At 56.5% G+C, this 12736-nt stretch carries 13 protein-coding genes; 5 read left to right on the forward strand and 8 right to left on the reverse strand.

The genetic code is table 11. From position 1 onward, the window contains the following. Positions 1-4: 4 nt before the first annotated feature. The 4 genes from ACR1XU_RS11650 to ACR1XU_RS11665 form a co-directional block, all read right to left on the reverse strand. Positions 5-1333, reverse strand: coding sequence for a TRAP transporter large permease (locus tag ACR1XU_RS11650; RefSeq protein WP_170680424.1), 1329 nt, complete (start codon positions 1331-1333; stop codon positions 5-7). 11 nt (positions 1334-1344) lie between these two features. Further along, complete coding sequence (locus ACR1XU_RS11655) at positions 1345-1857, reverse strand: TRAP transporter small permease (protein WP_170614591.1); 513 nt, start codon at positions 1855-1857, stop codon at positions 1345-1347. 114 nt (positions 1858-1971) lie between these two features. Beyond that, on the reverse strand, positions 1972-3117 hold the full coding sequence (locus tag ACR1XU_RS11660; protein ID WP_170614590.1) for a TRAP transporter substrate-binding protein: 1146 nt from the start codon (positions 3115-3117) through the stop codon (positions 1972-1974). A gap of 22 nt (positions 3118-3139) precedes the next feature. After that, on the reverse strand, positions 3140-3325 hold the full coding sequence (locus tag ACR1XU_RS11665; protein WP_170614589.1) for a hypothetical protein: 186 nt from the start codon (positions 3323-3325) through the stop codon (positions 3140-3142). Positions 3326-3455: 130 nt separating this feature from the next. Here ACR1XU_RS11665 and ACR1XU_RS11670 point away from each other — a divergent pair, with 130 nt between their 5' ends. Next, positions 3456-4490, forward strand: a complete 1035-nt coding sequence (locus tag ACR1XU_RS11670) for a LacI family DNA-binding transcriptional regulator (protein WP_480904984.1) — start codon at positions 3456-3458, stop codon at positions 4488-4490. Positions 4491-4994: 504 nt separating this feature from the next. Here ACR1XU_RS11670 and ACR1XU_RS11675 read toward each other — a convergent pair. From ACR1XU_RS11675 to ACR1XU_RS11690, 4 genes are all read right to left on the reverse strand, one after another. Beyond that, a complete protein-coding gene (locus tag ACR1XU_RS11675) occupies positions 4995-6062 on the reverse strand; it encodes a hypothetical protein (RefSeq protein ID WP_480915609.1) in 1068 nt (355 codons plus the stop codon). Positions 6063-6066: 4 nt separating this feature from the next. Beyond that, positions 6067-6378 carry a MocE family 2Fe-2S type ferredoxin gene (locus ACR1XU_RS11680; protein ID WP_480904990.1) on the reverse strand — a complete coding sequence of 104 codons (312 nt, stop codon included), beginning with the start codon at positions 6376-6378 and terminating at the stop codon, positions 6067-6069. After that, a complete protein-coding gene (locus ACR1XU_RS11685) occupies positions 6378-7538 on the reverse strand; it encodes a fatty acid desaturase family protein (RefSeq protein ID WP_480904993.1) in 1161 nt (386 codons plus the stop codon). The genes ACR1XU_RS11680 and ACR1XU_RS11685 overlap by 1 nt, the downstream gene beginning before the upstream one ends. A 78-nt stretch (positions 7539-7616) precedes the next feature. Next, positions 7617-8645, reverse strand: a complete 1029-nt coding sequence (locus tag ACR1XU_RS11690) for a LacI family DNA-binding transcriptional regulator (RefSeq protein ID WP_480904996.1) — start codon at positions 8643-8645, stop codon at positions 7617-7619. 175 nt (positions 8646-8820) lie between these two features. Between ACR1XU_RS11690 and ACR1XU_RS11695 the strand changes: the two genes are divergently transcribed. Genes ACR1XU_RS11695 through ACR1XU_RS11710 form a run of 4 tightly spaced genes read left to right on the forward strand, consistent with a single transcriptional unit; the run spans position 8821 to position 12724 of the window. Then, complete coding sequence (locus tag ACR1XU_RS11695) at positions 8821-9549, forward strand: SDR family NAD(P)-dependent oxidoreductase (RefSeq protein ID WP_480904999.1); 729 nt, start codon at positions 8821-8823, stop codon at positions 9547-9549. A 12-nt stretch (positions 9550-9561) separates the two neighbouring features. Next, a complete protein-coding gene (locus tag ACR1XU_RS11700) occupies positions 9562-10716 on the forward strand; it encodes a Gfo/Idh/MocA family protein (protein WP_480905003.1) in 1155 nt (384 codons plus the stop codon). Positions 10717-10726: 10 nt separating this feature from the next. Beyond that, complete coding sequence (locus ACR1XU_RS11705) at positions 10727-11641, forward strand: sugar phosphate isomerase/epimerase family protein (RefSeq protein ID WP_480905006.1); 915 nt, start codon at positions 10727-10729, stop codon at positions 11639-11641. Positions 11642-11686: 45 nt separating this feature from the next. After that, complete coding sequence (locus ACR1XU_RS11710) at positions 11687-12724, forward strand: ABC transporter substrate-binding protein (RefSeq protein WP_170614580.1); 1038 nt, start codon at positions 11687-11689, stop codon at positions 12722-12724. Positions 12725-12736: the final 12 nt, after the last annotated feature.

Below are 12736 nucleotides of genomic sequence, written 5' to 3' on the forward strand. Positions count from 1 at the left end.
GGTCCTACTTGTAGATATCAGGAAGCAAAGTGGTCGAGATCGGCGGGAAATAGGCGATCAGCAGCACGACGATCAGCATTGTCAGAACAAAGGGCACGGCACGGGCAGCGATCTTCAGGATCGACTCGCCGGTAATGCCGGAGACAACAAAGAGGTTCAGCCCCAGGGGCGGCGTGATGAAGCCAACGCCCAGCGCGGTGATCATCATGATGCAGAACTGGATCTCGTTCATGCCGATGTTGTCGGCCAGGGGTTTCAGGATTGGCGCCAGGATCACGATGTTGGGCGTCGTCTCCATAACGCAGCCCGCTGCGATCAGGATGCAGATCATCAACAGGATCAGCATGGCCGGATCATCGGTCAGCCCGGTTACGGCCGTGACAAAGCCCTGCGGCACGCCCATGATTGCCAGCGCCTCGGCCAGCGGGGCTGAAAATGCGATGATCGGCAGGATCACCCCGTTCACTTTGGCAGAGCTGACAAGCATCGCCGGAAAATCCGACAGCTTCAGGGTGCCCAGTATGAAACCCATCACGATGGTTACGACCACCGCCGTTGCACCGGCTTCGGTCGGGGTCAGACGGCCCGAGAAGATGCCGTAGAAAATGATCCCCGGCACGATGAAGGCATACCAGCCGGATTTCAACGATTGACCCAGATTGCCCATCCACTCGCCCAGCCCCATATTGCCGCCGGTCTCATAGGTATAAAGGCGGTTCATGATGATGTTGGTGATCAGGATCGACACCAGGATCGCAAGACCCGGGATAAGCGCCGCCAGAAACAGTGTTGACGCTGAGATGCCCAGCACGAGGCCGATAATGATGTATGCGATTGAAGGCGGGATAAGGATGCCGGTACAGGCGCCGGCGGCCACCAGTGCGCAGGCATAGGGTCGGGGGTAACCGCTTTCGACAAGCCGCGCGATTGTCATCCGCCCCACGGCAGCGGCACCTGCCGCGTCCGATCCCGAGATCGCCGCAAACATCCCGCAGACCAGAACGGTCGCCGATCCGAAACCGCCGCGCGTCCAGCAGGTCAGCGCCTCGGCCACATCCAGAAATTTCTTACTAAGGCCGGTTCGCACAAGCACATCGCCGGTCAGGATGAACAGCGGCACAGCTGTCAGTGCAAACGCGTCGATACCGGTGAAGAGGCTTTCACCGATGGCGCTCAGCGGCAGGTCGCCCGACATGATCAGCATGACAATCGCGGCGGTACCAATGGCGGCCCAGACCGGCACCGCCAAGGCGATCAGGCCCACGAACAGGATCACCGGCAGGTAAAAATCCCATCCAAGCTCAACAGTTTGATTGAGGGAGTTCCAGAGCATTCGAGTTCTCCTCAGTCAAACAGCTTGTCGCCTTCGAAGACGGGCGTGCCGTCGCGAAGGGATTTCAGGTCGCGCAAAAGGGATTGGATCAGGCGCCATATCATCAGCGCAAATCCGGTCGGTACAGCCATCAGGAACCAGACCTTGGACACCCGTAGCCCGTCCGTGACCGAACCGAACTTGGCCGAGACGTGAACCGCCTCATATGACCAGTAAAGCGCGATAACGGCCACCACGAACATCACCAAATCGCCGAAGATGTACAAAGCCGCCTTGGGGCGTGGCCCGAGATAATGCATGATCACGTCGATGCGGATATGGGCGCGCTCCTTGACGGCCGCCGCCGCGCCGATCCAGGCGAGATAAATGAAGGAGTAGCGGACGATCTCTTCGCCCCAGATCGAGGAAAAGGCGAACACTTCCCGCCGCAACACCTCGATCGCCATGGTGATGACTAGCATCACGTAGAACACCAGTAGCAGCCAGCGCTCGGCGTCTCGGTCAATTTTTTGCAATATGGTCATTTCCGGCCCCGGTCCCTGGCAACATTAGACCTGCCGGTCCGCTTGGACCGCCGCCATCTGGTTGCACGTGGTAAAACGGGCGAGAGAGGTCAGCCCCCCCTCGCCCGTCGGATCTTATGCGTCGTGGACGTAGTACTTGCCCTGCGTTCCAGCCGCCTCGACCAGTTTTTCGAAATTGTCCATCGAGCCTGCAAGTTCGGTCTTGAACGGATCCCATTCCGAACGCTGGTAGCCACCGGCATCCTTCCACTCGGCCAGTTGATCATCGGACAGCGAATGGAATTGCACGCCTGCCTTGTTCAGTTCCGCCATGGCATAGGCTCGTGCCGACGGTACTTTGGACAGGTTCTGGTGGCTGGTCATTTCCGACCCCCACATGATCCCCTCCTGCACATCGGATGGCAGTGAATTGAACCATTCCAGATTACAGGAATAGACCTGACTGTCCGGCACGGCCTGCGTGAAGGTGACGTTGCTGAGAATGTCCTTGAAGCCAAAGACATACAACGCACCGACCGACGGATCCAGCGCATCGGCCACACCCTGCTTGATCGCCGATGGCGTCTCGCCCCATGCGACAGGTGTCGGGTTGGCACCGACCATCCGATAGTATTGCTGCAGCATCTTCGAGCCCGGCACGCGGAACTTCACACCGCTCATGTCCGACGGGGTAAGAATGGCGTTTCCGCCCTGACGCACAGCGACAACCCTTGGATCAATCACAACGTAGAACAGGGCCTTGAATCCGGCGGCTTCGACCTTGGGATGCACTTCGTTCTTCCAAGTGTCGGAATGCACCAGATTGGTGAACCGCTGGTTCGAGCCGCACAGATACGGCATGTTGATCAGATCGACGGTCGAGGCAAAAGGCGCAAAGTTCGACAGCGAATGCTGTGCTGCCTGAATTGTGCCGCCCTGAACCTTCTGAACCAGCGCGCCTCCCGCACCCAACTGCCCACCGGGGGCCAGCTTGACGTAGATCTTGCCGTTGGTCGCGTTCTGGATATTTTCCTTCAGATCCAGCTGCATGATCGGATAACTGCGCGATGCGCCCAGTACGTAAGCCGTGGCGACGGTCATCACATGCTCGGCTGCATTCTCGCGTTCTTTCTCTTCTTTGGCGGTTTGCGCTGCGGCCTCCGAAGACCACAATACGCCGCCAGCTCCGGCCACCACCGCCGCTGTGAACGAGCCAGTTGAAGCCAGCTTCAGAAAATTCCGGCGCTCAGCAGATTTGAGGCCATCCTTGCCATTCGTCATTTTCTTCCTCCCATTGAATCCGTCAGCTGCCGTTGTTGTTTTCTTGGTCAGCCTCTCGCTTGAGAATGGCCGCCACGAACAGGATCGAGGCAGCAAACAGAACCAGCATCTCACCGACATCCCCCAGGAATCCGCCACCTCCAAATGCGCCCAGCGCCACATTTGTGAAAAATACGGCAAAGACGACAGCAGCAGCCCAAAGGAACATCGCAAAACCCCGGATTGTTTTCTCAACTCTATTTGTAAGCGCTTACATTAATAATGCAAGCGCTTACATCAACAGATGGCAAGACCGGTTTTTTGTGGTATGACGGTGCCAAAGCAACAGCAGGCTCCGCATGGGAAAAACCCGTTCAGCTCCGACACTTAACGACGTTGCAAAGGCGGCAGGCGTTTCGACCGCCACTGTGTCGCGATGCCTGAATTCGCCGGAACGGGTAATCGAGCAAACCCGGCATCGGGTCATGCAAGCGGTCGAATCGTTGGGCTATACGCCGAATTTTGCAGCCCGCGTTATGGCAGCGAATCGCAGCTTCACCATCGGTGCGATTATTCCCACAATGGACAACGCAATCTTCGCCCGCGGATTGCAGGAGTTTCAGGACCAGCTTCGTGAAAGCGGATATACCCTTCTGGTATCCAGTTCCGCTTACGACCCCGAGGTGGAGAGAGAGCAGATCCGCACGCTTGTCGCCCGCGGTGCGGACGGGTTGCTTCTTATCGGACATGAGCGTGAAGCAGACATTTATGAGTATCTGGAGCGCCACCAGGTTCCATCACTTGTTGCCTGGTCCTATGACCCGGACGTCAAGCGGCCGTCCGTCGGTTTCAGCAACAAGGATGCTATGGGGGAACTGGCGCGAACCGTGATTGCGGCAGGACACCAGCGGATCGCCATGATTTCGGGCAAGACAAAAGGAAACGATCGGGCGCAAAACCGCGTCGAAGGTGTCAGGCAGGCCATGTCAGAGAGCAACCTCGACGCCGATGCCTTGACCTTGATCGAAACCACTTACGAAATTGACAAGGGCGCTGAAGCCTTTCGGCAACTGATGGCCCTCACCCCAAGACCAACAGTGGTCATGTGCGGCAACGATGTTCTGGCCGCAGGTGCCCTGTGCGAGGCCCGACGACTTGGAATACAGGTGCCGGAACAAGTTTCAGTAACGGGTTTCGATGACATAGAATTGGCGGAGATCGTCAGCCCGGCCTTGACGACCGTACATGTTCCCCACCGGGAAATGGGTCGCAAGGCCGCGCGTGAATTGACTGCAATGGTTGAGGGCAAATCGGAAGGCCATTCAATCTGCATCAATACAAGGCTGGTCAGCCGACATTCGCTGGCAGAACCCGACTGCCACACATCGCAATAGACGCGTAGGGTTTGCATCCTCCGTTTTCGCCCCAGTGAAGTCAGACATTTGCGGATAGCCAACTGCCCGACCAAAGCGCACTGCATCCAACGCACGGTCGACAACCTTCGCAGCAACGTCAACTTGACCGGCAGTGATGGGCGTAACCTGTCGCAGCAGTTCGATCTGGGTCTGCATTCAGAGAGCTTTGCCTGCGCTGGCTTTAACTCACCACCCTAACACCCCAAAATAGATAAGAAATAATCGCTGTAATCTTCGTGCCTTATTCTGGCAATCGTGGTCCACTGTCTTGCCATCTATACCGTCCGAACTCTGGCGAGTTTCTGGATGGTCGAGCGCAAAGCCTCATGCCGGACCAGTGCAAGGCCTTTAGGGATCAGTGCGGACGCTCGGTCAAAAAGGCCGGCTCGCCGCAATGCGGATGAAGCAGACTTAGAGAGTGAAGCATTGAGTGGCGCCTTTGATGTCGTGCATCAATTGTGTGGATGCGCAGCTTTAGTCCAATCAAATGCCGAGTGCTTGCGGGTCAAACGGCAGAAGGAACTCCTCGTTCTTCGTATTTCGGATCAGGAGTTGGTCTTTCCCGGTCTCAATGGCGCTCACCCCACCCCCATCACGCCAACGAAACGCGCCGACGACATGACTAATCTCAACTTGGCCGTCGGGATCCAGTTGAATGACTCCACGACCTTTGGGAAAACCGTTTTCATCAGCGCCCAGAACGGTCGACGCAGCCCCCTCCTCGACCCCAAGGCAGGCGAAGTGCCTGCCCGACCACGGAGCATAGTAACGACCTCCGTTGGAATGCCACAACATTGTCATCGGCAAAGCCTGTGCCGATTTGAGTGACAGGAAAATGTCACTTTCCTCAGGGCGAATAATCGCAGTCCACCCCAGTTTCACTTCAGGGGGCTCCAGTCCAACGACAAAATCTTCGCTCTTTGCAGACCACGGGTAATTTGACAGATCCAAGTTGTCTCCCATACCACGGAAAGACGTCAAAGTATCACTTTCAGCCGGGTATTTTAGCGCTGAATGGCCCAATGACGGATCAACTTCCAGCGGGGTCTGAGGTGTTCTCCAACACTGCTTTCGAGAGGTTTGAATGATCCCGCCATTTGGCAAAGATACGTTCGCGTGATTGGCTACCGGCACCAACCCGTCGCCACCAATGAACGTATGACGCTGATAGACAAATGGATGCCCCGGGCGCAGTGTGATCTCTTTCTGCAGCCTTGCCCCATAGACCGTTTTTTCGAGCTCGGCTCGTAAGTAGTTTTCGGTCTTTTCCTTCAATACCCAGCGTGAATTGGGCGGCCATCCATGCAGCGGCGACGCGCCCTCGGTTGCCCCGAAAGGCGCGCAGAAAAAATCACCACCGAGCTTTTCCAGATGAGGCGCAATACCCTCGGGCATGGCTTCTCCCGTTCCGACCCAAGGTGCGCGATGCAGCGGCGAGATCTCGGTACCGCCGTCATTTACGCAAAAGCTCTCGATCAACCCCAACTGCAAATCGAAGGAAAGCCGGATACCAGTAGCGGACAGGTTGATCACAATTGATACCTCACCCAAACCATCATTCCACCAGAACCATCACACGACCATGTTCCACTTTGGTTTCGTGGGTGCGAAGGTCTTCACATGCAGGCGCTCGTAGAGCTTTGCCCGAGCGGTAGTCGAATAGCCCGTTGTGCTTGGGGCACTCGATCTCATAATCCATAACCAGGCCGTCCGATAAGTGCACCTGTTCGTGTGTACAGAGACCGTCAGTGCAGTAGAACTCATTATCCTGACTACGGAAAATTGCGTATGTACGGCCCTCGTGATCCCAACGAATGACGTCCTCTTCGTTAACATCGTCTACGGCGCAAGCGTCGAACCAAGGCATTACACTCCCTCCCGGTCGCCGCTTACAGTTTCCGTTTTTCGCTCGGGAACAGCCATGTGCAAATGCTCTCGATAAGGTCGCGCCGTCGTTGGAAGTGTTTTTCGAATTGCATAGTTCGGATCAATGCGTTGCTTCATGACGGAGCCCATCATTTCTTTGTAGCCATCCCAAATCGAGGTATTCGGCGGCGGCAGGTCATCCTTGATCAACTCATGAAGCGCTGGAAGTGAGTAATATGGCACCATCGGGAACATATGATGCTCGATGTGGTAATTCATGTTCCAGTAAACCCAACGGCTGATCGGGTTCATGTAGAGCGTTCGGGAATTCAACCGGTGATCAAGAACGTTCTCGGCCAATCCTCCATGCTGAAGCAGCCCCGTCATAACAAAATGCCAGCATCCATAGACCCGGGGCCCGCCGATCAGGAGTATCGGGATCAGGGACTTCCAAGCTGCCCCAGAGACAAACAATACCAATGAAACCAATAAAACAGCGGCGTAGAATGCGACGTGAACCCGTGCCCAGAATACTGCTTTCGGCCACTGGCTTTCCGGAATGTAGTCCCGCTCTTCCTGCGACAGGTTCCCCATGGCATTTCGCATCAGAACTTTGAGCGAAGTCCAGGTCTCGACAATCCCTACAAATGCAAGCGTCTTAAGGATCAGGTTGATCGGATGCATCCACGTTATCTCGGGATCGCGGCCAACAATAAGTGTATCGGTGTGATGCCGCGCGTGGCTCCAGCGCCAATTGACCGGGTTTCGCATGATCTGGAAGGACGCGATGTGGTACACGACATCGTTCATCCACCGGGTTCGAAACGCTGTTCCGTGACCACATTCGTGCCAACGGCTGTCGCAGGCCGAACCGTACACAACCCCGTAAGCAAACCAGAAAGGCACGCAAAGCCAGCTACCCCAAAAGTAAAGCCCGCCAGCCGCAAATACAAAATGCAAGGCGATCCAGATCACTGTGTCACGCATGGCAGGCGCATCCCGACGCTTCATTAGGGACTTCAGCTTCTTTCGGGGAACCTCGCTATGATACCACTCGGCGGCCGACAGACCGGCCTCTATCGCCTGGCGCGTACTCGTACCAGTCAGGGAATAGTCCTGAACAGCGAAATCCGAGCCAGTGGATGCGGTCGACTTACTCATATCCCCTCTCTTCATCGCTCATGGCAGTTCGTACGCGGCTTCCTTGACCATAGCAAAGTCGCCTCGAATTTTGGCCCGTCAACTGGGCGGCGCTGTGCTCGCCCGCGTGACAAGTTCCACGGAGACTGCCGTTTTTGTCGGAAGGTTCCGGCTTGTATTCGCCAACTGGCCCAGCAACACCTCGGCTGCACGGCGTCCCAGTTGATGCCGGTCTTGTCGGATTGTTGTCAGCGCGGGAACGTAAGAACCTGACATTTCGATATCGTCAAAACCGACAACCGAAATGTCTTCGGGCACCTTCAGCCCGCCTGCGACCAGCCCGGAGATCAACCCAAAGGCAACCATGTCCGCCGCGCAGAATACAGCCGTTGGGCGGTCATCCATCGCGAGTATTCTTCTGGCGGCCTCATGTCCGGATTCCAGCGAGAAATCGCCCCTGATGATCCACTCGGGCCGCGCTGGAAGTCTCAGGCGCGTCCGTTCTTCGACCATGCCCTCACGCCGGGCCGTTGTCAGAACATTCCCGTCGGGGCCGGTCACATGCGCGATTTTCTTGTGGCCCAAATCATGCAGATGCCTGATCGCCAATCGCGCACCTTCGGCGTTATCACTGGAAATCACCGGAAAGGACGCGCCCTCGACCCATTCACACAAAAAGACAATGCGGTCACCCGCCCCGTACCTGATGCATTGCTGCAACGCGGCCGACGATATCCCGCCGTCCAACGAAATTGCACCGTCGATCCGGCCGTCCCGAAAGTACCCGGCAAGAGTTTCATCCTGCAATGGATTGCTTTCTGTATCAGCAATCAGAACTGCATAGTCCGATCCGGCAAACCCCTCGCTAATACCTGCCAAGATGCCCGAGTAGAAAGGCTTGCCAAGATTGGGGACCAGGATCAGTACAGCACCCGCCCTTTGCATTCGCAGGTTTCTGGCGGCCTGGTTGACCCGGTAGCCTGTCTCATGAATGGCTTCCTGCACTGCCAAACGCGTTGTTTCCGACACCAGACCAGGATTGGACAAAACACGACTGACCGTGGCCGTAGACACCATCGCGGAACGGGCAACATCCTGTATCGTGGCGGGTTTGGGCTTCTTGTTCATGACCAGTCAGAAAATTTCCAGCTTGACTCGAATCTATTGTGATGCCGATTATGTAATCGATTACAGCTTTTGAAAAGCAGGTTTTTTCGAAAATGTAATCGATTGCATAGGAAACTCGCCGATTGAGGGAAGTGATGGCATCCGAATTCAAAAGCAGCAGAAGCCGGGCTCTTTGATGACTTCGAAGACCTCCTTCGACTTTACCGGGGCAAAGGTCCTGGTGATTGGCGCCAGCCGGGGCGGTATTGGCGCAGCTGTTGCCAAAGCATTTCAGGACGCGGGCGCCGAAGTGGAAATTACCGGCGTGGAACCGGATTGCATCGAAGAGGACGCAACCCGGTTTGGCTACAGCCAGTTGGATGTAACCAACACGGACGAAGTCTACAAATTCGCTGGAGCACGGAACCATATTGATGTGCTGATCAATTGTGCCGCGATCACACGACGCGGCGAGGAGATGGCGCCCGACTTTTTCTCACACGTGCTGGACGTCAATCTGACCGGGTCGTTTCGCTGCGCCGAGGCGTTGCACCCTGCCCTTTCGGCCGCAAAAGGACGCGTCATCAATGTGGCCTCGATGTATGCGCGATTTGGTTCACCGCAAAACCCGGCCTACGGCGCGTCAAAAGCCGGTGTGGAACAACTGACAAAGTCGCTGGCAATCGCCTGGGCCAAGGACGGTATTCGGGTGAATGCGATCGCACCGGGGTTCATCGTGACCGAACAATCGGCCCGGGCGAGGGAAGATGCAAATTTCACAAAAGCGATCGAAGCCCGCACACCGTTGGCGCGCTGGGGTCAACCGGAAGATATCGCAGGCTCAGCCATGTTTCTTGCGTCAGATGCCGCGGCTTTTGTGACCGGCACATGCCTCACCGTGGACGGAGGGTATTCGGTTGTTTGACAGGAGCACACGATGAGTGACTTCGCAAAAATTGGCGCGGCAGTGATCGGGACCGGATTCATTGGAACGGTGCACGCTCAGGCCCTTCGGCGTCTGGGCGTGGGCGTAAGAGGCGTTCTTGGATCATCGCCGGAGCGCGGTCGGGACCGGGCGCGAGCGATCAGCGTGACGCACGCCTACAAATCTCTGGACGACCTGCTGGCGGATGAAAGCGTCGATGTGGTGCACGTAACGACCCCGAACCACGCACATTATCCGCAGGTGAAGTCGATCCTGGCGGCAGGCAAACACGTCATCTGCGAGAAGCCCCTTGCCATGACGTCCGCCGAAAGCGCTGAAATGGTGGACCTGGCCAATGCGTCGGGAAAGGTCGCGGCGGTTTGTTACAACATCCGGTTTTACCCGCTGAACCAGCAGGCTCATGGCATGGCTCAAACAGGCGATCTTGGTGATATTCGTTTCATAACAGGGCATTACCACCAGGACTGGCTGGCAAAATCAGATGACTGGAACTGGCGGCTGGAAAGCGAAATGGGCGGAGCGCTGCGTTCAGTCGGTGACATTGGAACGCACTGGGTTGATCTGACAAGTTTCGTCACCGGGTTGAAAGCTGCTTCCGTCTTTGCAGAGCTGACAACCTTCATTCCGGAACGCCAGAAACCTCTCGGCTCGGTCGAGACGTTTTCCAGCGGAACCGGCGAAACCGAAACTGTGCCCATAGATACCGACGACGCGGCGATGATCCTCATCCGTTATGAAAACGGCGCACGCGGTGTGATGAGCACATCTCAGGTGAACATGGGTCGAAAGAACTCATTGCAATGGGATATCGCCGGGGCGAAGGCCAGCGCCGCCTGGGACAGCGAAACTCCTGACCATCTGTTCATTGGGCACCGCGACGCGCCGAACCAGACCCTGATGCGCGATTTTACATTGATGAACGGCCCCGGGGTTGCCGCCGCCACATTGCCACCCGGACATGTCGAGGGCTTCGCGGATTCCTTCTTCAACTTTTTTCGGGCCGTCTATGGCGATGTCATCGCAGGCGGGCGTCAGCAAGGCAGCACATGGGCCACATTCGAGGACGGCCATTACGAGATGCGGTTCTGCGATGCCGTCGTGAAATCGGCAAAAGAAAGCCGCTGGGTGGATTTGAGCGAGATTTGAGGGCGATGACATGAAACTGGGCTTACTGACTGCACCATTCGAAGACTCTCAACTGGCCGATGTGGCGGCCTGGGCCGGTGCCAATGGGTTTTCAGCGATGGAGGTCGCCTGCTGGCCTGCATCAGGCGGCGAGCAACGGCGCTATGCGGGAACCAGCCACATCAACGTGGACGGCCTTTCTGCAGATCAGGGAAATGAGATTATCGCGGAACTTGGCAGTCATGGGATCGAGATTTCCGGTCTGGGATACTACCCCAACCCACTCCATGCCGATGCGGATCATCGGGCAGAAGTTATCGGGCACCTCATGAAGGTCATCACCGCTGCCGGGGTGATGGGCATCAACGTCGTCAACACATTCGTGGGCGGTCTCCGGACGCTGAACCTCGACGCGAACTGGGAACGCGCGACCGAAATCTTCGATCCGATCGTCAAGCACGCGCAAAGCTCTGGCGTGCGCCTGTGTTTTGAGAACTGCCCGATGATCTTCAGCTATGACGAATGGCCCGGGGGTCACAACATCGCCTATTCGCCCAAGATCTGGCGACGGATTTTCGAGCAGTGGGGCGATGCGGTTGGCATGAATTTCGATCCTTCGCATCTGATTTGGCAATTCATCGATCAGACGCGTTTTATCAAGGAGTTCGGCCCTCACATGGCCCATGTCCACGCCAAGGATGTGATGGTTGATCAGGACGGGCTGTATGAGAACGGGGTGATGTCAACCGGCATGGGGTGGCAAGTCCCCCGGCTTTGCGGGCTGGGTGACGTGGACTGGTCTGGCTTCTTTTCCGGACTTTACCGCGTCGGATACGACGGTCCCATCATCATCGAGCATGAAGACAGGCTGTTCGAAGGCACGGACGAAAAGGTCAAGCGGGGGTTCCTGCTGGCCCGGGATGTCCTGTCGCCATTCATCAAATGAAACAACATCAAACGTGAACCGATTGAAAACTGGGAGGAAAACGAAATGAAAAACCTACTATACGGAGTTGCTGCGATTGCAGTATCTGCTTCTCTTGCAACTGTGGCGATTGCGGACGGGCACAAGCAATACACCATAGGCGTGTCCAACACCGTTCAGGGTAACGGGTGGCGTGAACAGATGATCTGCGCCATGCGTGCGCAGGCATTGGTTGAAGCCGATGTCACAAACCTGATCGTTGCGCATCGCAACACGGATTCTGCCGGGCAACTGGAAGACATCAACAACCTGATCGAAGCAGGTGTTGACGCGATTGTCCTGAACCCATCCAATCCTGACGCCTTGAACTCGGCGCTTGAAAAGGCAATGGCGCAAGACATTGTCGTTGTGGCCGTGGATGCCGGCGTTTCGGCTGACGGCGCGTACATTCTGTCGAACAATCAGGAAGAATACGCCTACCTTGGTGCCAAGTGGCTGTTCGAGCAGCTCGGCGGGAAAGGTGACGTCGTTTACATGCGCGGTATCGCCGGGGTTTCGGCGGATACGGACCGCGACAATGGCTTTAAGCGCGCACTGGCTGAACATCCCGAGATCAACGTGGTGCACGAGGTTTTCACCGGATGGCAGCAGGACCAGGGCAAGCAACAGATCTTTGATTTCCTTGCCACGGGCATCCCGTTTGACGGTGTCTGGACCAGCGGCATCGACAATGTAATCGTCGACGCCTTTACGGAATCCGGCGCACCTTTGGTACCGATCGTCGGAGCGGACAATGCGGGCTTTGTTCAATACCTGACCGAGGTTGAGGGATTGAATGGCGCAGCGGTGACAAACCCCGGCTCGGTTGGCGGTGCGGGCATCGCTTTGGCCGTCGACATCCTGAACGGTGAGGCCCCTGACAGTAACACTGTCCTTGTCGACCCCGTGCTTTGGGAAAACGCCACAGATGCTGGCCGCGAAACGATCAAGGCCGCTCAGAATCCTAATCTGGATCCTGAATGGCCCGTTTCCGTGACGGTTCCCGGATGGACTGACTACACGATGGAACAGATCATCGACTGCAAGGGACCCGGCGAAGGCTGATCCCAACAGACT

Source organism: Ruegeria sp. D1(2025) (genome assembly GCF_056536425.1).

Bases quoted from the DNA above. Each gene is read 5' to 3' on its own strand.
- ACR1XU_RS11660 (WP_170614590.1), bottom strand. From the start codon at position 3,117: ATGACGAATGGCAAGGATGGCCTCAAATCTGCTGAGCGCCGGAATTTT.
- ACR1XU_RS11705 (WP_480905006.1), top strand. From the start codon at position 10,727: ATGAAACTGGGCTTACTGACTGCACCATTCGAAGACTCTCAACTGGCC.
- ACR1XU_RS11655 (WP_170614591.1), bottom strand. From the start codon at position 1,857: ATGACCATATTGCAAAAAATTGACCGAGACGCCGAGCGCTGGCTGCTA.
- ACR1XU_RS11670 (WP_480904984.1), top strand. From the start codon at position 3,456: ATGGGAAAAACCCGTTCAGCTCCGACACTTAACGACGTTGCAAAGGCG.
- ACR1XU_RS11695 (WP_480904999.1), top strand. From the start codon at position 8,821: ATGACTTCGAAGACCTCCTTCGACTTTACCGGGGCAAAGGTCCTGGTG.
- ACR1XU_RS11680 (WP_480904990.1), bottom strand. From the start codon at position 6,378: ATGCCTTGGTTCGACGCTTGCGCCGTAGACGATGTTAACGAAGAGGAC.
- ACR1XU_RS11700 (WP_480905003.1), top strand. From the start codon at position 9,562: ATGAGTGACTTCGCAAAAATTGGCGCGGCAGTGATCGGGACCGGATTC.
- ACR1XU_RS11690 (WP_480904996.1), bottom strand. From the start codon at position 8,645: ATGAACAAGAAGCCCAAACCCGCCACGATACAGGATGTTGCCCGTTCC.
- ACR1XU_RS11710 (WP_170614580.1), top strand. From the start codon at position 11,687: ATGAAAAACCTACTATACGGAGTTGCTGCGATTGCAGTATCTGCTTCT.
- ACR1XU_RS11650 (WP_170680424.1), bottom strand. From the start codon at position 1,333: ATGCTCTGGAACTCCCTCAATCAAACTGTTGAGCTTGGATGGGATTTT.
- ACR1XU_RS11665 (WP_170614589.1), bottom strand. From the start codon at position 3,325: ATGTTCCTTTGGGCTGCTGCTGTCGTCTTTGCCGTATTTTTCACAAAT.
- ACR1XU_RS11685 (WP_480904993.1), bottom strand. From the start codon at position 7,538: ATGAGTAAGTCGACCGCATCCACTGGCTCGGATTTCGCTGTTCAGGAC.